Source organism: Pseudodesulfovibrio profundus (assembly GCF_900217235.1).
Taxonomy (GTDB): Bacteria; Desulfobacterota; Desulfovibrionia; order Desulfovibrionales; family Desulfovibrionaceae; genus Pseudodesulfovibrio; species Pseudodesulfovibrio profundus.
Genome location: NZ_LT907975.1, coordinates 606,212 through 622,990 on the forward strand (window position 1 = coordinate 606,212; position 16,779 = coordinate 622,990).

Annotated in this window: 16 protein-coding genes; all 16 read left to right on the forward strand. The window is 62.7% G+C overall.

Annotated elements, in window-relative coordinates; translation table 11 throughout:
• Positions 1-10: 10 nt before the first annotated feature.
• The 16 genes from DPRO_RS02980 (at position 11) to DPRO_RS03055 (ending at position 16,767) form a co-directional block, all read left to right on the forward strand.
• Entirely contained in the window at positions 11-898 is an 888-nt protein-coding gene (locus DPRO_RS02980; protein WP_097010724.1) for a hypothetical protein, read from the forward strand.
• Positions 898-1,815: a GPW/gp25 family protein gene (locus tag DPRO_RS02985; protein ID WP_097010725.1), complete on the forward strand. Its 918-nt coding sequence runs from the start codon at positions 898-900 to the stop codon at positions 1,813-1,815. Before DPRO_RS02980 ends, DPRO_RS02985 begins: the two co-directional genes overlap by 1 nt.
• A 99-nt stretch (positions 1,816-1,914) precedes the next feature.
• Positions 1,915-3,324 (forward strand): baseplate J/gp47 family protein, encoded by a 1,410-nt coding sequence (locus DPRO_RS02990; RefSeq protein WP_097010726.1) that lies wholly within the window; start codon positions 1,915-1,917, stop codon positions 3,322-3,324.
• Positions 3,324-4,898 carry a phage tail protein gene (locus DPRO_RS02995; protein ID WP_097010727.1) on the forward strand — a complete coding sequence of 525 codons (1,575 nt, stop codon included), beginning with the start codon at positions 3,324-3,326 and terminating at the stop codon, positions 4,896-4,898. The genes DPRO_RS02990 and DPRO_RS02995 overlap by 1 nt, the downstream gene beginning before the upstream one ends.
• A gap of 10 nt (positions 4,899-4,908) precedes the next feature.
• Positions 4,909-5,502: a hypothetical protein gene (locus DPRO_RS03000; protein ID WP_097010728.1), complete on the forward strand. Its 594-nt coding sequence runs from the start codon at positions 4,909-4,911 to the stop codon at positions 5,500-5,502.
• Positions 5,503-5,511: 9 nt separating this feature from the next.
• Entirely contained in the window at positions 5,512-5,973 is a 462-nt protein-coding gene (locus DPRO_RS20435; protein ID WP_232005686.1) for a hypothetical protein, read from the forward strand.
• Positions 5,974-5,985: 12 nt separating this feature from the next.
• Entirely contained in the window at positions 5,986-6,519 is a 534-nt protein-coding gene (locus tag DPRO_RS03010; protein ID WP_022993018.1) for a hypothetical protein, read from the forward strand.
• A 15-nt stretch (positions 6,520-6,534) separates the two neighbouring features.
• A complete protein-coding gene (locus DPRO_RS03015) occupies positions 6,535-10,083 on the forward strand; it encodes a DUF4815 domain-containing protein (protein ID WP_097010729.1) in 3,549 nt (1,182 codons plus the stop codon).
• Positions 10,084-10,095: 12 nt separating this feature from the next.
• On the forward strand, positions 10,096-10,353 hold the full coding sequence (locus DPRO_RS03020) for a VrlD (RefSeq protein WP_097010730.1): 258 nt from the start codon (positions 10,096-10,098) through the stop codon (positions 10,351-10,353).
• 249 nt (positions 10,354-10,602) lie between these two features.
• Positions 10,603-11,562, forward strand: coding sequence for an amidoligase family protein (locus DPRO_RS03025; protein WP_097010731.1), 960 nt, complete (start codon positions 10,603-10,605; stop codon positions 11,560-11,562).
• A gap of 11 nt (positions 11,563-11,573) precedes the next feature.
• Positions 11,574-12,095 carry a DUF5049 domain-containing protein gene (locus DPRO_RS03030; RefSeq protein ID WP_097010732.1) on the forward strand — a complete coding sequence of 174 codons (522 nt, stop codon included), beginning with the start codon at positions 11,574-11,576 and terminating at the stop codon, positions 12,093-12,095.
• Positions 12,080-12,877: a class II glutamine amidotransferase gene (locus DPRO_RS03035; protein ID WP_097010733.1), complete on the forward strand. Its 798-nt coding sequence runs from the start codon at positions 12,080-12,082 to the stop codon at positions 12,875-12,877. The genes DPRO_RS03030 and DPRO_RS03035 overlap by 16 nt, the downstream gene beginning before the upstream one ends.
• Positions 12,874-13,398, forward strand: coding sequence for a gamma-glutamylcyclotransferase family protein (locus DPRO_RS03040; RefSeq protein ID WP_097010734.1), 525 nt, complete (start codon positions 12,874-12,876; stop codon positions 13,396-13,398). Before DPRO_RS03035 ends, DPRO_RS03040 begins: the two co-directional genes overlap by 4 nt.
• 160 nt (positions 13,399-13,558) lie before the next feature.
• Positions 13,559-13,774, forward strand: coding sequence for a helix-turn-helix domain-containing protein (locus tag DPRO_RS03045; RefSeq protein WP_097010735.1), 216 nt, complete (start codon positions 13,559-13,561; stop codon positions 13,772-13,774).
• Positions 13,775-13,783: 9 nt separating this feature from the next.
• Positions 13,784-15,916, forward strand: coding sequence for a type I restriction-modification system subunit M (locus DPRO_RS03050; RefSeq protein ID WP_097010736.1), 2,133 nt, complete (start codon positions 13,784-13,786; stop codon positions 15,914-15,916).
• The gene (locus tag DPRO_RS03055) at positions 15,913-16,767 is read left to right on the forward strand and encodes a restriction endonuclease subunit S domain-containing protein (RefSeq protein WP_197706492.1); all 855 of its coding nucleotides are present in this window, start codon (positions 15,913-15,915) and stop codon (positions 16,765-16,767) included. Before DPRO_RS03050 ends, DPRO_RS03055 begins: the two co-directional genes overlap by 4 nt.
• The last annotated feature ends 12 nt before the right edge of the window (positions 16,768-16,779 follow it).

A 16,779-nucleotide genomic window follows, 5' to 3' on the forward strand; every position in this document is an offset into this window, starting at 1 on the left:
GAGGCTGTCCATGATTTCCGAAGAACCCGCCGATTTGCAGGCCACCATCGAACAGACCGATTCCGGAGAACAGCAGTATGTGCTACGGGCGCTCTGCGATCACCTGTCCGGCATCCGTGAGGAGCTTTCCGGCATCCGCACGCTGCTGGAGGCCGGTCACGCCGCCTCGGAGGCGATGCGTGGCCAGGCCCAGGCCTATCTGGAGGCCCAGCAGGCCAAGACCCAGGAGTATTTGGATCAGGTACAGGTCGAGCCGGAGCCCGATTTCTATCCCTTCGTCGAACTGCCTGCGGGCACCGAACCCAGGGATCTGCCGGACGGCAACCGGTTCTTCACCTTGCCCGACGGCATGATCCTGCGGACCACGGACGACCAGCGAATCTGCGTTATCGACGGAGGGGAACAGCAGGTCATCACCCCCGGACCCGGCACGGCCATCGAGGTCGCCCCGGGACGCCTCTACACCCTGGTCGAGTCCTATCTGCGTTCGACCCAGGAGGCAGCCGGTATCAGCGGACTGCCTGCCGGGATCGAGCCGACCGCAATGGGCGCGGAACGCTTCGCGGTGGTTCTGCCCGAGGGCATCCGTCTCGACGTCGATCACCGGGAGCGGTTTATCAGCCTGATTAATCCGGCCGGGCCAATCGACATCATCGGCATCGGCCGTATCGAGGGCATCGGTGAAACCATCGCCGTCCGTTTGCTCTCCGGCGGAGCCAAGGGATTCCAGTGCGGCCAGTCCGGCCACGGCGGGCTGATCGAGGCGGACGGCACCATCCATCTGGGACTCAAGAGCGGTCTGGATCTGGTGGTCCGGTTCCAGGGAGAAGCTATCGACGACAGTTCGGAAAATGGCTGCTCAGGTCAATGCGGCATCGACTGCGAGGAGCGTACCTGATGAGCTATGACTTTCTCGGCAAGGGATTGCGCTACCCGTTCCGGTTTCAGTCGGTATCCGGCGGCACCCAGATTTCGACCGCCACCTCGCGGGAGCACGAGCATATCCGCGAAAGCATCCTGCAGATCCTCGGCACCCGGATCGGCGAACGGTTCATGAATCCGGAGTTCGGCTCCCGGCTGAAGGATCTGGTGTTCGAACAGAACGACGAGGTGCTCAAGGGCCTGCTGCGCCATTACGTGATCGACGCCATCAAGCGCTGGGAAAAGCGGGTGATCATCACGGAGGTGCGCTTCGACGACCGGCCGCTGAACATCGACGGCAATCTGCTACTGGTACATATTGCCTACCGGGTGATCCAGAGCCAGGTTGACGGCAACCTGGTCTATCCCTTCTACAGAGAAAACCCGAACAATCCCGCGCCCAGCTATCCCCAGCCGGAGCCCGAGCCGGAACCGCCGCCGGTGCGCACAGTGCGCCTGTCGCCGGACGTGCGCTCGCTGTTTAATCTGCTCTGGTTCGACGCGGCCGAGATGAGCCCCGATCCGGACGATTCCTTCATCTGGCCAGCGGGAGAATACGAAGTCACCTACATCGAGGGAGCCTTTCAGGACCGCAACGGCAAGTGGATTGTCAGCGATCCGGGTGACAACCACGGCCATTATCTGGTCTTCGAGGGAGCGCCCGAAACCGAAGCGCCCCAGGCCGAGCACGCCCTCTATTTGGCCGCGAGCGGTCTGGGCTTCGACACCCAGAGTCAGGCGGAAGACAACGCCGCTGGCACCGTTCACCGGATCACCACCCTGGAGCCGGGCCGCATCGGTCTGTTCTATTTCGAGGGCAAGAAGGAATCCCACTACCTCAACAACACCTCCGGGCAGCCCAATCCCGTCTGGCAACTGCGCGGCCCGATCTGAGGCTGCCCGCCTCCGACACATCCAGGTCCCTTCCGGTAAGTAACCGGCGTGGCGAGAGCATCAGGAGCTCTCGCATAACCGTCGAAAACCGGAGAGACCATGGGCCGCGCAAGCATCGGATACATCAACAAGGATTACGAATCGATCCGTCAGGAGCTGCTGGCGAAGATCCCGCAGCTCACCGACCGCTGGACCGATTTCAATCACTCCGATCTCGGTGTCGTCCTGCTCGATCTGTTCTGCGGCGTGGGCGACATGCTGGCCTACTACCTGGACGCCCAGGCGGCGGAGGCTTTCCTGCCCACGGCCCGCCAGCGCCAGAACGTCATCAACCTCTGCAAACTCATCGGCTACCGGCTGGATTCGCCGGTGGCCTCCACCACCACGCTGCGCTTCCGGCTATCCGCCCCGCTCGGCAAGGACCTGATCATTCCGGCGGGGACGGCCTGCCGCGCCTTGCTGAGTGACGGCGAAGCGGATTTCGAGACGGTCGAGGACGGCCTGATCCCGCGAGGCGTGCTCTCGGTGGACATCCCGGCCCGGCAAGGCGTGCGCCGCACCGAGACCTTCACTTCGACGGGACTGCCGTTCCAGCGCATCCGCCTGACCGGCGACGTCATCGCCCAGGGCACCATCACCGTTTCGGTGGGAGACGACGCCTGGAGCGAGGTCGATCACTTCCAGGACAGCCTGGCCGACAGCCGTCATTTCATGGCAGATCTCGACGCCCTCGACATCTCCACCCTGATTTTCGGCGACGGGCAAAGCGGCGCTGTGCCCGCTCAGGGAAGCGCCATCGCTGTCAGCTATCTGCAGACCATCGGGGACCAGGGAAACCTCGGACCGAACCGGATCACTCAACTGCTGAGCCCGATCTACCTTGACGGAGGCCAGGTTTCCCTGACCGTCACCAATCCTGTGCCCGCCACCGGCGGCGCTTCGCGGGAAGCCCTCGAACACGCCCGCCGACAGGCACCGGCGGAGCTGCGCAGTCTCTGGAAAGCCGTCACCCTGGAGGATTACCAGGCGCTCGCCGAAGGTTACCCCGGCGTCGCCAAGGCCAAGGTGCTCGACACCAATGCCTGTCAGAACATCCGCTATTACAACGTCCAACTGTCCATCGCCCCCAATGGCGGCGGAATGCCCTCGGCGCTGCTCAAGCGGGACCTCGCCGAGTTTCTCGAACGCCGCAAGGTCATCACGGTCGAGATTAACCTGTTCGACCCGATCTACCGCCCCGTTTCCATCGACGCCGAGGTCTACATCTGGCCCGGCGAACCGCTGGAAAACGTGCGCAGCCGCATCGAAGCCGCACTTTCCGATTTCTTTTCTTTCGACCAGGTCTCCTTCGGCCAGACCATTCACTTCTCCGACCTGGTCGCCCTGATCGACGGCGTGCGCGGTGTCAGCCACATGCATCTGTACGCGCCGCAGCAGGACATCGAACTGCGCCACGGCGAAATTCCGGTTCTCGGCAGCGTCAACCTCGATCTGCGGAGGGCCGGTTGATGTCGGATTGGTTCAAGGACAATCTGCTCGGCCTGCTGCCGCCGCTTTACGAGCACAACGACGAGGCCGGAGACCTGCGCACCTTCCTGAGTCTTCCGGCCGGGACGCTGGACGAACTCAAACACGCCATCGACGACTTCCCGACCATCTTCGATGTGGATCATTGCGACGAGCGCTTTCTGCCGCTGCTGGCAAGGCTCGTCGGCCTCGAGGTGGACGGCACCTGCTCGCTAGACTGCCAGCGCCGCCGCGTGCGGGAGGCGGTCGAAATCTATCGCCGCAAGGGGACCATTCCAGCCATCGAGCGCGACTTCAACGCGCTTGGTTGGCAGGGGGAGCTGCAGGAGACCTTCCGCTCGGCTCTGCGCCTCAATGCCCGTTCCAGGCTCAGCAATGCCAAACTGCCCGGGCTGGTGTTCAGCCTCGGGGTGTTTCGCGTGCTGTGTCTCAACCAGACCGAGGGGCTGCGCGACGCCTTGGTGTTTCATCACCCGGCGGGCACGCGCTGTTTCTGGCTCCAGTTTCTGCTCGAATGGATCGAAGGCGGCGCGATGCTCGACTTCGGGCACGCCAATGCCGTTCGTCGGATCGTGCTGGCCTTTCTCGACGAGACCTTCGTGCTTGGCCATTCCTACCTCGGCTCCTGCCGTCACCTGACCAACAAGCAGAAGGCCTGGGAGCTGCTGCAGCTCACCAGCACCACGGAGATGATTCCGGAGATCGACTGGGCCGCCGTTAAGGTTTCTCGTTTTCACGGCCGCCAGAATCGGATGCGTCTGAACCACCGGACCCTCAACGACTGGCGGCTTCCGTACACCCGTGTCGGCGAGGACCGGGTTTCCTTCTGCACGCCCATCTACACCGGCCGCGATTTCGAAGGAGATGTGCTGGAGAGCGGTTTCGGGCTCGGCGAAAGCCATCTCAACCGTAAATCGCTGACCCATGGCGAGACCGAACTGCGCTACTGCTTTCGGCAAAAGGATTTCTTTTTCAGCAACCAGACGGAACCGGCCGAGCGGGTGGAAGCCAAGTACGACCTGCATCTGCCGCTGGAATCTCGTCACCGTCTCTGCTTCCAGCTCGGCCGCGCCAGGCTCAACGCTGGTCTCGACCTCACCGCCAACCAGGGCGGTATCAGCAATCTGCTGCTCGCCTCCACCGCTGGCTGCGACGCGGACGTCACCCTGGCCGTCGACCGGATCGACCGATGGCGGCGGAGAGGGCCTGTGTTCCGGCTCAACGCGAACACCCTGAACACCCGGTATCTGAGCAATGCGAATCTGGCCGGCGAACGGGCCTCGCTTGAAGTCTACGTGGACACGGGCTCTCTCCAGCGCCATCGGGTCGAGACCATGAAGCTGGGCGCGAGCCCGCTCAACACCACCGGTCTGCGCCTCTCCGTGGACCGGACCCGACCCATGCGCATCAGCCGCATGCGCCTCAACCAGGCCGGATTCCGCTGGTCGCGGCCTTCCTACCGCTGGCTGTTCCGTCAGCAGGATCTGCACGCACCGGCGCAGGCCGGGTTCGAGGCCGCCACCAACAACTATCGCGCCACCCAGTGGCCCACCTGAAGGAGAACCCATGGCGATTCATCTCTATCTTGACGAAGCGTTGATGCAGCAGATTTCAGAGGGGGATTTCAGCCGTCCCGAGGCCGAGAGCTACAACGGTACCGACGGCGACATCAAGGATCGGCAACTCCACGTCGCCAACGAGCAGACGAGCCTCGCCTCGGCCATCGACCTGGCGCAGACCAGCATCGCGCTGGTCGAACCGCGCTTTGCCGACGGCGAACTCATCATCATCGACGGCGAGCAGATGCTCATCGAAAGCGGCGGCGGCACTGTCAATCTCACCGTGCAACGGGGCGTGGCCAACACCGCTTCGGCCGCGCACAACGCCGGGGCGACCGTCTATTCCGGTTACGACTACACCGGGCTGGTGCTCGATCCCATCGACGAGACCGGCACCGACGAATCGGTGTGGTACCGCCTGGCTCTGACCCAGGTGGATCTCGACACCGCTATCCAGGGCGCACCGCTCAATCTCGGCGACAAGACCTTCCAGCAGACGTTGTCCTTCTGGCGACGCTGCACGGTGCTCCCGGGCACGCCGGTGCAGAACAAGCTCGATATCAAGCTGCGCCTGACCGGCACGGAAAACCCGATCCTCTAAGGAGCTCCGATGGCAGCTATTACGATAGACATCGATATTTCCGCGAGGGTGACCCGGTCACGGGTGAGTGAGATGGACACCCGCCAGGTGCTCCTGCGCGGGATCTTCGCGGAGATGGATCTCTCCTGTCGCGTTCAGCGCTCCATTGAAGTTGCCACGCAGGCTCAAGCGGTTGTCCTCGCGGAAATTGCAAGGATCATCAGGACCGGCCAAGTCATCCACAACCGCCTGAACCGGAGCGCCGACCTGTGGCTCGTCGTTCATGGCCGCCTGGGCATCGATGCCGACGCGGCGGTGCGGGTGACGCGCCCCTGGCTGCGGAGCAACGACACCAGTGTCCGGACGTCCGGCGCACACATCAGCCGATCCGACACCGTTCAGCGCATCGCAATCCCGGCCGGGCTGCTGGCCGACACGCGCCAGATCCTGTTCGCGGTGCTCATCGATCAAGACCACGAAATTCAGACCTAAAGGAGAACAGCAATGGCACTGGGACTCATCGTCAAAACCGGCCGGATACTGACGGCCAAACTCCTCCTCGGCCAGGCCGTGGACGGCATCACCCACTGCGCCATCGGCGACGGGGATGCCAGCTTCACCGACCCGCAGAATCCGCCCGCGCCGGACATCGGCCAGACCGGACTCAGAAACGAACGCGCCCGCAAGCGCTACTACAAGCGGACCTTCCTCAAGGAGGACGCCGAAGGGGCGCTGCTGGTCAACGGCGTGCGCTACCTCGAAACCGGCGAGGAGACCAACACCATCGGTGTCTTCTTCCGCTTCGACGAGGCGGAGGCCAACGGCATCACCATCCGCGAATACGGCTTCTTCGGCGGCGACGTGCAGTACGTGGAAAGCGTCACCGGGGATCTCGCCATGGGCGGCGTGTTCCATCAGGACACCAATCCGACCGGCGAGGTGCTGCGCCCGGGCTACCTGTACGAGGTGAAGAACATTCCCGACTTCAACAAGATTTCCGACACCCGCGTGGAGCTGGTCGGGATCATCAAGATCTAACTGGAGGATTCAAACATGAGCATCTCACGCGAGACATTCGACCCGACCAAGAACTACAAGCGCATCCGCTACCATCAGGATCGCGACCTGCTGGATTCCGAACTCAACGAACAACAGGACATCATCAACCTGGAGCGGCGCAAGATCGCCGACATCCTGTTCAAGGAAGGCTCCATCATCATGGGCCTGGAGGTCAGCGCGGCCGCCAACGTCCTGACCCTGGCCCCGGGCGTGGTCTACATCGACGGCCATCTGGAACAGGTGAGCGGCGCGACCCTGACCTATGACCCGGCCACCACCAGCGGGGCCGATTACGTTTACGTGGAGCTGCTGAAGTACAACTACGGCTACACCCAGGACCCGGCCCTGATCAATCCGGCCACCGGCGAGCCCACCGCCGAGCGGGAAAAATGGGTTCTCTCCCTCAAGGCGACGGACACCAGCGGCCAGACGCTGCCCAACAACGTGGCCGAGCGCCTGGTGATCCCGATCTACAAGTTCGACCGCGAGAGCGGCGACGTCACGCCCACGGTGCAGGAGAAGTCCAACCTCTACCTACGGGATCTGCTGGGCACACTGCCGGGCAGCCGGATCACCGTCTCCTCGATCACCGAGGACCAGCTCTCATTCGCCGCCGCCGAGGGTCTCAACTCACTGATTCAGAACCTGGCCGAGCGCACCTTCGACCAGGCCGGAAGCTACCTGGTGCGGGGCTTCGACACCTTCATCGGTGGCGTCGACGACGACAGCGTGGAGGCGATCACCAACGCCGGACGCGCCTACATCCAGGGCTTCCGGCATCAGCGCGATCTGCCCACCTCGACCCTGGTGCCCAAATCCATCGCCACCAAGTCGGTGCGCGGCGAGCAGAAGACCTTCGATATCAACAAGCGCCGCTATCCGGTCAACTCCACGCCGCTCAAGGAGACGACCCAGGTGGAAGCCATCGTCGAGATTACCCGCAACGTCACTCGCGGCTCGGTGGGCGGCGGCGAAGACCTGCTCGACCCCAATCCCGTCGTGGACATCCTCGAGGTCAGCCAGGGAGCGACCATCTTCCAGGAGGGCGTGGACTGGCAGCAGTCGGGCAACCATGTCGACTGGCTCGGCTCCGGTAATGAACCAGCCATCGGCACCACCTACACGGTGCGCTGGACCTACACCAAGCAGATGGTCAAGGGCACCGACTACGTGGACAGCGGCTGGTTCGGACAGCCCAACCATCCGGCGGCCGGAAACTATTTCTATCTGGTGACCGCCTACAACGCCACGGGCGAGACGGCCTTCAACGCCGCTGCGGTCATTGCCCGGGCCACCGCCGCCGGTGAGATGAACAAGCTCTCGTGGCTGCCGGTCAGCGGCGCGACCGGCTATCGCGTCTACCGGGCCGCCACCAACGGCGCACGTACCGACTACAAGCGACTGATGGAACTGGGCAGCGAGGCGCTCTCCTATGTCGACGACGGTGTCGAGGAGATCGGCACCGCTTCGCCTCCGGCCACCAACACGGCCGGACTCACCATGTCGCCGGTGCAGCTCGAGCTGGGCAACCTCAACGTGATCAACTTCGGGCGCGGCAGCCTCGGCGACCAGCCGGTGAACGGCTCCAACTGCAGTCTGGACTACGACTATTACCTCGGCCGTCGCGACATCGTTTACGCCACCACCACCGAGATCAAGCGGCTGGAAGGGGCTCCGGCCGATTTTCCGAAGCTGCCCATCGTGCCGGAAAACGCCCTGGGGCTGTGCAGCATCGACTGCCCGCCAAACTCCACCGACATGGAGATCCGCAACTTCGGCCTGACTCGCATCACCATGGACCAGATCCACGACATCATCCAGGACGTCGAGGACCTGAAGTACAACGACGCCCAGTACCAGATGAACAACGAGCTGCAGAACCGGGACGCCCAGACCAAGAAAGGCATCTACTCGGACGACTTCTCGAACACCGCCCAGTCGGACATCTACCACGCCGAATGGGATGCCCGGGTCAACGAGATCGCCCGTTTCGTCGCGCCGGACCGCATTCCGCACTCCACGGTGCTCTCGGTCGATCAGGCGGGCAGCAACGCCAGCTTCTTCGGCAGCCTGGCGCTGTTGCCGGGCAACGAGACCGTGCTGGTGGAGCAGAACGACTGGTCCGAGGAGCGCAACATCAACCCCTACGCGGTGTTTGACAAGCCCCCGGCCATGCTGCAGATCACGCCCAACCTCGGGCGGCGCGGCCAGACCGGCATCGCCGTCACCGGCATCAACTTCACCCCGAGCAAGTCCGGCATCGTGCTGCGCTGCGACGGCCAGGTGATGGCCAGCAACCTGATCAGCGACGAGGCCGGTCGGGTCAGCGCCTCCTTCACCATCCCGACCAACGCCCGCAACGGCAACCGCATCGTGGAGATGGCCGACGGCGTCTACTCGGCTCGGGCCAGCCTGCAGATCAACGATCCGCTGGTCATCACCCGCATCGAGCGCATCATCGAGAACCGCATCATCCGCGTGCCCGTGGTGCAGGTGGTCTGGCGCACCCAGACCATCTTCGTGCCCCGTGACCCGCTGGCCCAGACCTTCAGCTTCACCCAAAACCAGGTGATCTCCAGCATCGGATTGCAGTTTACCGCCAGGGACCCGAGTATCCCGGTTACGGTGCAGATTCGCGGCGTCACCACCGGTCTGCCCAACGGCGTGGTGTTCGCCGAGAAGGTGCTGGCCCCGAACGAGATCAGCCTGAGCGGCGAGACCCGCATTCGCTTCGACGACCCGTTCTACGCCGAGGCCAACACCAGCTATGCCGTGGTGCTGCTGACCAACAGCACTAATTACAAGGTCCGCACCGCCACCCTCGGCAAGATGGGCCGCTGGGGCATCATCACCCAGCAGACCTACATGGAAGGCGTGCTGCTGGAGAGCTCCAACGCCGAAACCTGGACGCCGCTCAACGGCTCCGACCTGGCGATGAAGATCTACGGCTACAACTTTCAGTCCGAAGGGATGATTCGCTTCCAGCCGATCACCGGCGTGCAGTTCTCCGACATCAACCTCGACGAATACTCGGCCATCCCGCAGGGCACCGGCCTCGACTGGGAATACTCCACCGACGGCGGCGTGACCTGGGACGCCATGGTTCCCGCCGAGGAGGAACGGCTGCCTAACCTCGCGACCCGGGTCCAGATCCGCGTGCGTCTGAGCAGCTCGCTTTCCAACGACACTCCAGCCATCAACTTCCGCGACGTCAACCTGGTGGGCTACCTCAACAAGACCACCGGGGCCTACCTGACCCGCGAGAACGAGCTGACCCAGGGAGTGGAATCGACCAAGGCCTATGTGCAGATGCAAATCCCCAGCGGCACCACCCTGCAATGGTTCGCCAGTAACGACGGCGGCCTGACCTGGGAGGCGATGACCATCCAGGACACCCGGCCCATCGACGAGAACTGGACCGAGTACACCCTGGTGCGCACCTTCACCGACAACACCGGCAACAAGGTCCGCTACAAGGCCGAGATGACCGGCACGCCGCTGATCTACCCGCGCATCCATTCGCTGGGCGCGACCCTGAGCTAAGGAGGCACGGCCATGATCGTTCGACGCAAAGGCGGCCTGACCGAGTTCATCCCCACGCCGCAGGAGAAGCGCGACGGCCTGATCCGCGACCACGCCCTGGGACTGCTGGAGAATCTGCACCAGCGCCTGGCGCGGCTGGAACGGGCATCAAAGCTCCCGGCCGACGAAGCCGAGGCCTTCACGGCGCTGCTGGCGCGGATGCGAGCCGACGAGTCGCGCAACCTCGAACTGCACGCCAGTCTGATCACCTCTGATACCGCCTCCGGCTGACCGGCTCACTGCCACCGCCAACCCAGAAACCCCGGATACGGCCAGCCCGTTCCGGGGTTTCTGCCGTCTGTGCGCCGCCCAATCCGGCCAAGCTCGCAAGTCATTGAAAATAAAGGTGTTAAATGTCGTCTTCGGCTGTTCTTCTACTTGATTTGTGTCCGGAAAGAAGCATTCATTCATGGTGTAGCCAGAGGCTGAAAAGCCTTGCCAGACAACGACTTATAAGCGCCACGAACGACGGAGGCACGCATGAACCTGAAAGAGATCCACTACGGGATCGAGATCGAGACCGTAAAACGCACCCGGGAACAGATCGCCTGGGCCATCCACTCGGTGGTGGGCGGCACGGTCCGCCATGTCGGCATCCCCAGCAGCTATGACCCATGGGAGGTCGAGGACCTGCGCGGCCGCGTCTGGAAGGTGGTGGGGGACGCCTCCCTGACCAGCGTCCCGGCCCATCTGCGGGCCGAGGTGGTCAGCCCGGTGCTCGGCTACGACGACATCCCGCAACTGCAGGAGGTGGTCCGGGCCATCCGCCGCGCCGGAGGCAAGATCAACAGCCAGTGCGGCATTCACATCCATATCGACGCCGCGCCCTTCGACGGCAGACACCTGGGTAACCTGGCCAAGATCATCTACAAGCAGGAGCCGCTGATCCTCCACGCCCTCGGCATCAGCCGCGACCGTCTCAACCGCTACACCCGGCCGGTCAGCGACGAGCTGATCCAGCGCATCGAACAGCATCGCCCCCGCACCAAGGACCAGCTCAACCGCATCTGGTACGGCTACCACAACCGCCAGCCCCAGCACTACGACAACAGCCGCTACCACGGGGTCAACCTGCACAACGTCTGGTACCGGGGCACGGTGGAGTTCCGCTGGTTCGAGGCGACCCTCCACGCAGGGCGGATCAAGGCCTACCTGCAATTCTGCCTCGCCGTCGCCGCCAAGGCGCTCAATGGCCGGGCTGCCTCCAGCCGCAAGCGGGATTTCGATCCCCAGAGCGCCAAGTACGACTTCCGGGTCTTCCTGCTCCACCTCGGCCTGATCGGCGACGAGTTCAAGACCGCCCGCAAGCATCTGATGGCCAACATGCCGGGCGACGCCGCCTTCAAGAACGGACGGCCCAAACCGGAGGACGTCCTCCCGGACGAAACAACCACCACTCTCACCAACGAGGCCGGGCAAGTTCCCGGCCTCACTGTTTAAGGAGGTGCCCCATGAAGATTCTGATCCGCTCCACCACGTTGGACGGCGAACCGATCCCCGGTAGCGGGGAAACCATCCAGGCCGCTGACTGCCTTGAGGTGGTCGAGCTGATGCGCGGCCAGACGCCGTTCACCGCCAGCCGAGCGCCCCGGGATTACATGACCGAGGTGCTCTCCGGCATCGAAGGCGGGCCGACCCAGCCATTGCCGGAGGATGCCGCCGCTGCGGCCGCCGAGTTTCTCACCCGTCTGGCCCGGCACGGCCTGATCGAGTTTCTGTCCGACGACAAGGCCAGCGATCCCTGGCCGGACCGCTTCCTCGAAGCCCTGGAGACGGTACGGCTCTCCGGGCGCACCAACATGCTCGACCACCCGGAGGTGACCCGGCTGACCGCCGAGATGGGTTACCCGGAGGTGGCCGAGTGGCTGGCGGACCACCGGCGCGAATACGCGGCCTTCGTCCTCGAAGGAACGAGACCGCTCGGCAAGAACTTCGGCGGCAAGGAGGACCCGGCTCCATGTGCGGACAAGTAGGCATAATCTTCGGCCGCAAGCGCAGACGGCCCGACGAGCGGGATTACCTGCGCGAACTCTTCATCCGCATGCTGCTGCACAGCGAGGAACGCGGTCCGCACGCCTCCGGTCTGGCCTGGCTCAAGACCGACGGTAGCCACCGGATCTTCAAACGGCCGATGCGGGCGCACGAGCTGGTCTACGAAAAACCGTTCCAGGAGCTGCTCGGACAGGTCGACAACGAGACCACCGTTCTCATGGGGCATACCCGCTGGCGCACCCGGGGCAACGAGCTCAACAACCGCAACAACCATCCCATCCGGGCCGGGATCGTCATCGGCACCCACAATGGCACCATCTACAACGCCGATTATCTGTTCCGCCGCCTCGGGCTGCCGCGCTACGCCGAGGTGGACAGCGAGCTGATCTTCCGCCTGGCCGACCGTTTCGCACTCGAAGGCCCCATCGACCAGGAGGGGCTAAAGAAGGCGCTTGCCCTCTGTCGCGGTCAGATGAGCGCCGTGCTGGCCTCGCGGCTCGACCCCGGCACCATCACCGTGCTCAAGGGCAACAAGCCGCTCTGCCTGCTCATCCACCGCCAGCACCGGGTGGTGCTTTACGCCTCGGAGGCCGCCTTCATCGACTTTGCCGTGGACAACGAGAAGGGCTGGCGCGAGCTGGAAGTGCCGCCCATGACCATGCTCACCATCCGCCACGAGGATGTGCGGGCCATCGAAAACAGCGAATTCCGCTTCATACCCCAGGAGCGCAAAGGGACACTGCCCGAAGGAGTGAATGCATGAACATTGGAGACACCGCGAAGCTGAACACAAACCCGGAAGACGCTCCCGAGACCATCCTCCGGCTGTTCGTCTACGGTACCCTGAAACGGGGCTACTGGAACCATCAACGCTTCTGCGCCCAGGCCCGCAGCATCGAACCGGCCGTTGTCTGGGGCAGGCTCTACCATCTCAACGCCGGGTTCCCGGCCCTGGAAGTGCCGGAAGGGCTGATCCTGGCCCGAGGCACCGCCGACCCACTGGCCGATGCTCGCAAGCAACAGGGAATCGGCGCGCCACGCTTTGGACGCCCGACCGGCGACTGGGATCTGATCCATGGGGAGCTGATGACCTTCACCGACCCGCAGCGTGATCTGCCGCCCATCGACCGGCTGGAAGGTTTCCGGCCCGGCGGGCATAGCATGTACCAGCGGGTGATGGTGGCGGTGCTTTGCAAGCGCACCTCGATTCCAGCCTGGACCTACCGGATGCCCCGTGTTGAAACCGGCACTCGGCTTGACTCCGGCGTCTGGCATCGAGCGTGATAGAAAATAATCGGCTCAAATCGGTAAAGATCGTTTGACATAGCACATAGTGCCTTTGTATATTGATGAAGTTTTTTAACTTGGGAGAGGTGCGCCCAGTCTCTCCCGTTTCGCCTCTGGCGGACGTGGCAAACAAACAAAGCGCCCGTGGAGCAAGAGAATGAACGAGATGGAAGACCGCTGGTTATCAATAATCGAGATTTGCAAGTACCTCGGGGTCAGCAATGACACCGTTTACAAGTGGATCGACAAGCATGGTATGCCCGCCCACCGCATGGGTCGTCTTTGGAAGTTCAAGAAAGATGAAGTGGACGCGTGGGTCAAGGCTGGCGGCGCGGCCGAGCCTGCGGAAACCGACAAGAAGCGTAAGGAGTAATAACGGGCTATGAACCATGTGATCCACAACAGCATCGTGAATTTTATCTGGGGTATCGCTGACGATGTGCTGCGCGATGTTTATGTGCGCGGCAAGTACCGTGACGTGATCCTGCCGATGACGGTCATCCGCCGTCTCGACGCGCTCTTGGAGCCGAGCAAGGAAAAGGTGCTCGGCATGAAGAAACAGCTTGACGGGGCCGGAATCGCCAACCAGCACGCCGCGCTCTGCCAGACCGCAGGCGAGGCCTTTTACAACGTCTCGCCCTTTACCCTGCGTGACCTGAAGAACCGCGCCAAGCAACAACAGCTCAAGGCCGATTTCGAAGCTTATCTGGACGGCTTTTCACCCAACGTCCAGGAGATCCTCGACAAGTTCAAGTTCCACAACCAGATACCTACGTTGATCGAGGCCGACATCCTCGGCCACCTGATCGAGAAGTTTCTCGACGGCCGCGTCAATCTCAGCCCCAAGCCGGTGCAGGACGTGGACGGAAACGAACTTCTCCCGGCGCTCGACAACCACTCCATGGGCACCATCTTCGAGGAGCTGATCCGCCGCTTCAACGAGGAGAACAACGAAGAGGCCGGAGAGCACTTCACGCCCCGCGACGTGGTCAAGCTCATGGCCGATCTGATCTTCCTGCCGGTGGCCGACGATATCGAGTCGGGCACCTACCTTGTCTATGACGGAGCCTGCGGCACCGGCGGAATGCTGACAGTTGCTGAAGAGCGCTTGGCTGAATTGGCCGAAAGCCACGGCAAGGACGTCTCCATTCACCTGTTCGGCCAGGAGGTGCAGCCGGAAACCTACGCCATCTCCAAGGCCGACCTGCTCCTCAAAGGCGAAGGGGCCGAAGCGGAGAACATGAAGTACGGTTCCACGCTCTCCAGCGATGCCTTCCCGTCGCAGGAATTCGATTTCATGCTCTCTAATCCGCCTTACGGCAAAAGCTGGAAAACCGACCTGGAGCGATTGGGTGGCAAGGGTGATATCAAGGACCCGCGCTTTGTCACCCAGCACGGTGGCGACCCGGAATACAAGATGATCACCCGCTCCTCGGACGGGCAGCTCATGTTCCTGGTCAACAAGCTCTCCAAGATGAAGCACACCACCCGCCTCGGCAGCCGCATCGCCGAGGTCCACAACGGCTCGTCGCTCTTTACCGGCGACGCTGGTCAGGGCGAGAGCAACATCCGCCGCTGGATCATCGAGAACGACTGGCTGGAGGCCATCATCGCCCTGCCGGAGAACATGTTCTACAACACCGGCATCGCCACCTACATCTGGGTCCTGACCAACCGCAAGTCTGATACGCGCCGAGGCAAGGTCCAGCTCATCGACGCCACCGAATGGTACGTGCCGCTGCGCCGCAACCTCGGCAAGAAGAATTGCGAGTTCTCCGAGGAACACATCCGCGCCATTTGCGACCTGGTGGTGAATCCGGTCGAAACCGAGAAATCCAAGATCTTCCCCAACGAGGCATTTGGCTATTGGAAGGTGACGGTGGATCGTCCGCTGCGTCTTGCCGTTGATCTGAGCCCGGCACGGCTGGGTCGGTTCGAGCGGGCCTGCGCCAAGGCCAAGGAAGAGCCGCTGGCCAACCTGGCCCGCCGCGTGGCCAAGACGCTTGGAGCCGGTCCGCACCTGGACTTCAACGCCTTCATGGACGCCTGTGAGATCGATGCCGACAAACACGGCGTCAAGCTCACCGCCAAGCGCAAGAAGCTGCTGCAGAGCGACCTCTGCGACACCAGCGAGGACGCCGCGCCGGTGCTGAAGAAGGTCCACAAGCCGGGCAAGACCACGCCCGATTCCATTCACGGCCTGTTCGAGGCCGAGGTAAACGGCAAGACCTGTGTGGTCGAATACGAGCCGGATACCGCCCTGCGCGACAGCGAGCAGGTGCCGCTGCTGGAGGAAGGCGGCATCGAGGCATTCTTCCGGCGCGAGGTGCTGCCCTACACCCCGGATGCCTGGATCGACCCGGGCAAGACACTGGTGGGCTACGAAATCTCCTTCACCCGCCATTTCTACCGGCCAGCGCCCATGCGCGCCCTGGATGAGATCAAAGCCGACATCTACGCCCTGGAGCAGGAGACCGAAGGCCTTCTGGAACAGATTGTCGGGGAGGCTGAGTGATGAAGCTGGCCCCTTATCCAGAATACAAAGACGCGGGAGTGAGCTGGGTCGGGAACATTCCAGCACATTGGCCTGAGAAGCGGGCAAAGTATTACTTCAAAGAGATTGATGATCGCTCCCAAACAGGCGATGAAGAAATGCTCTCGGTGTCTCACATCACGGGAGTGACTCCCCGCAGCCAGAAGAACGTGACCATGTTCAAGGCCGAGTCGAATGTCGGTCAGAAACGTTGCCAACCCGGCGATCTGATCATCAATACGATGTGGGCCTGGATGTCTGCATTGGGCGTCTCGAACCATGCTGGAATTGTGAGTCCTGCCTATGGTGTTTACCGACCAAGAAGCAACCAGGATTACGACTACTACTATCTCGACAGCCTGTTGCGGATTGGAGGATATCGGTCGGAATACATTTGCCGGTCAACGGGCATTCGCTCTTCCCGGCTCAGGCTCTATCCCGATAAATTTCTGAGCATGCCGGTGGTCTGCCCTCCTCAGGAAGAGCAGCAAACCATCGCACGATTCCTGAAGGCACAAGACCGCTTGTTCCGAAAATTTATCCGCAACAAGCGGCGGTTCATTGAACTTCTCAAGGAGCAGAAGCAGAACGTCATCAATCAGGCCGTGACCCGGGGGCTCAATCCCAACGTCAAACTCAAGCCCAGCGGCGTGGAATGGATCGGAGATATTCCGGAGCATTGGGATGCCAGACGGCTCCGCACGCTGGCGGCGGTCAGGGCCAGTGGCGTCGACAAGAACGCGAACGTGGACGAAGTCCCGGTCTTGCTCTGCAACTACGTGGACGTTTACAAGAACGACCGCATCACCGCCGCTATCGATTTCAAGGGCTGAACGTGAGATCGA

What these genes read in the sequence shown, in the direction of transcription:
- DPRO_RS02980 (WP_097010724.1), top strand. Translation starts at nt 11, where the DNA reads ATGATTTCCGAAGAACCCGCCGATTTGCAGGCCACCATCGAACAGACC.
- DPRO_RS02985 (WP_097010725.1), top strand. Translation starts at nt 898, where the DNA reads ATGAGCTATGACTTTCTCGGCAAGGGATTGCGCTACCCGTTCCGGTTT.
- DPRO_RS02990 (WP_097010726.1), top strand. Translation starts at nt 1,915, where the DNA reads ATGGGCCGCGCAAGCATCGGATACATCAACAAGGATTACGAATCGATC.
- DPRO_RS02995 (WP_097010727.1), top strand. Translation starts at nt 3,324, where the DNA reads ATGTCGGATTGGTTCAAGGACAATCTGCTCGGCCTGCTGCCGCCGCTT.
- DPRO_RS03000 (WP_097010728.1), top strand. Translation starts at nt 4,909, where the DNA reads ATGGCGATTCATCTCTATCTTGACGAAGCGTTGATGCAGCAGATTTCA.
- DPRO_RS20435 (WP_232005686.1), top strand. Translation starts at nt 5,512, where the DNA reads ATGGCAGCTATTACGATAGACATCGATATTTCCGCGAGGGTGACCCGG.
- DPRO_RS03010 (WP_022993018.1), top strand. Translation starts at nt 5,986, where the DNA reads ATGGCACTGGGACTCATCGTCAAAACCGGCCGGATACTGACGGCCAAA.
- DPRO_RS03015 (WP_097010729.1), top strand. Translation starts at nt 6,535, where the DNA reads ATGAGCATCTCACGCGAGACATTCGACCCGACCAAGAACTACAAGCGC.
- DPRO_RS03020 (WP_097010730.1), top strand. Translation starts at nt 10,096, where the DNA reads ATGATCGTTCGACGCAAAGGCGGCCTGACCGAGTTCATCCCCACGCCG.
- DPRO_RS03025 (WP_097010731.1), top strand. Translation starts at nt 10,603, where the DNA reads ATGAACCTGAAAGAGATCCACTACGGGATCGAGATCGAGACCGTAAAA.
- DPRO_RS03030 (WP_097010732.1), top strand. Translation starts at nt 11,574, where the DNA reads ATGAAGATTCTGATCCGCTCCACCACGTTGGACGGCGAACCGATCCCC.
- DPRO_RS03035 (WP_097010733.1), top strand. Translation starts at nt 12,080, where the DNA reads ATGTGCGGACAAGTAGGCATAATCTTCGGCCGCAAGCGCAGACGGCCC.
- DPRO_RS03040 (WP_097010734.1), top strand. Translation starts at nt 12,874, where the DNA reads ATGAACATTGGAGACACCGCGAAGCTGAACACAAACCCGGAAGACGCT.
- DPRO_RS03045 (WP_097010735.1), top strand. Translation starts at nt 13,559, where the DNA reads ATGAACGAGATGGAAGACCGCTGGTTATCAATAATCGAGATTTGCAAG.
- DPRO_RS03050 (WP_097010736.1), top strand. Translation starts at nt 13,784, where the DNA reads ATGAACCATGTGATCCACAACAGCATCGTGAATTTTATCTGGGGTATC.